Raw genomic sequence first — 1,816 nt, forward strand, 5'->3', positions numbered from 1 at the left:
TCGATAGCTCAGCGGTAGAGCATTCGGCTGTTAACCGAAGGGTCGTTGGTTCGAACCCAACTCGGGGAGTTAAGATGACTTCCATAGACAGAGATGTTTATGGAAGTTTTTAGTTATAAAAATAGTAGAATAATAGAACTGACTTTATAGAAAAGACGAAGTATAAAACTGTTTTAGACTTCGTCTTTTCTGGCTATGTTTAATAATATGAGAGTTGTTTATAATAAAATCCTATAGATATAGATGAAGTATATTAAGTATATTAAGGAGGGAATGCAATGTCGAATCAACAATCACAGCAGGCAGTAACGATACCACTGCCCAAAGGGAAGAAAAACACAGTTCAGGCAGGATGTGTATGTCTCATGATGTCCATTTCCATGTATGGATTAGTATTTTTTACATTAACCTCACCGATTCTGGAGAGAGTGAACGCAATGGGCTATGTATCATTGTTTTCTATTTTTGCAGGACTTGGGGTTTCAATTATGACACCAATCGGAGGAAAACTGGGGGATATCATCGGACGGAGAAATATAGTTGTCATTCCGGGAATTATATGTGCAATAGCCGGTATAGCATTTGCATTTGCCAGATCGCTTCCGGTATTAATGATATTACGTCTTCTTGTGGGACTTGCACAGGGAGCTTTTACGTCAGCTCCGTATATTATTGCAGGGCTTATTCATGAAAAGAAAGATGTACCTAAGGCGATGGGGCTTTTAGCTACAGCTGTTGCGCTAGGAAGCTTTGGAGGCAGTATCATTGCAGGTTTTCTTACAGATATGGGAATGCTTGAAGTTGCGATTCTCATACCTGCGATCCCCTTACTTCTTGGGGTGGTGCTGGTTGGCATAAACATGCCGAATCAGAAACGAGAAGGAAATGTTTCTATTGATGTACCTGGAATCATTGCTTTGTCGATTGCTTTATGTGGTATTCTTATGGCGCTGAATTTCGGGTCTTCTATGGGATGGACACATCCTGCAATTCTGGCAGGTTTTGTGATTGGTATTGCAGCGCTGGTTGCTTTGATGAAAATTGAGGAAAAGGCGGAAGAGCCGCTGATTCCGTTAAGACTATTAAAAAATCGCGGATACACAGTATTGTTGGCAGTTGGATTTATTGCATATTTCTATCAGACAGCAATGAATGTTTATTCGCCGATCAGTACACTACAAGTATTGAAAGCGTCAGGAACCGTGACAGGTTCATTGCAGATGCCTCGTACGCTGATTACGATTGTATTGCCTACGATCGCCGGAGCATGGGTAGGTAAGAAGGCATCCAATTCGTGGAAAGCTATGGCATTCAGTACGGGACTTGCAATGATTCCGATGTTGATGATGGGATTTACAACGCCTTCGACTTCTATCATACTTTATTTTGTTGCAATTGCAATTACCGGTATTGCGGAGAGCTTTCGTTCTGTTGCAATTACACCGGCAGCACAGTCCATGCTTCAGCCTTCTGATATCGGAGTAGGAACATCACTTGTCAATTTCTTCAATTCGCTGGCAAGCACAGTTTCAGCAGCTGTTTTCGGTGTGGTTTATAATAATTGTACGGCTTCTGATCCATCAAACGCTGCATTGATACAGAAAGGTGTCAATCAGGTGTTTATTACAGCGACAATTGTTTCTTTTGTGGGAGTATTGATTGTAATTTTTATTGTAAGACCACAGATGAGTCAAAAAGAAGAAGGTTAGTGTGAAAGAAAGTAGAGGAAGACCATAAATTGGCGCACTTGAATAAGCTGTCTAAGGCAGGCAACTTTTTAAAGTGTTATAGAGTTAGAAAATTAAATCAAGAAGCT

Annotated in this window: 1 protein-coding gene; it reads left to right on the forward strand. The window is 40.7% G+C overall.

What is annotated here, in order from left to right; genetic code table 11:
- Nucleotides 1-278 precede the first annotated feature (278 nt).
- A complete protein-coding gene (locus ACTNBF_RS16385; RefSeq protein ID WP_441089696.1) occupies nt 279-1,709 on the forward strand; it encodes an MFS transporter in 1,431 nt (476 codons plus the stop codon).
- Nucleotides 1,710-1,816 lie beyond the last annotated feature (107 nt).

Origin of the sequence: Bariatricus sp. HCP28S3_A4, from assembly GCF_052066395.1 — a bacterium.
Taxonomy (GTDB): Bacteria; Bacillota; Clostridia; order Lachnospirales; family Lachnospiraceae; genus Allocoprococcus.

Coding starts and splice junctions, on each gene's coding strand:
- ACTNBF_RS16385 (WP_441089696.1), top strand. CDS start 279: ATGTCGAATCAACAATCACAGCAGGCAGTAACGATACCACTGCCCAAA.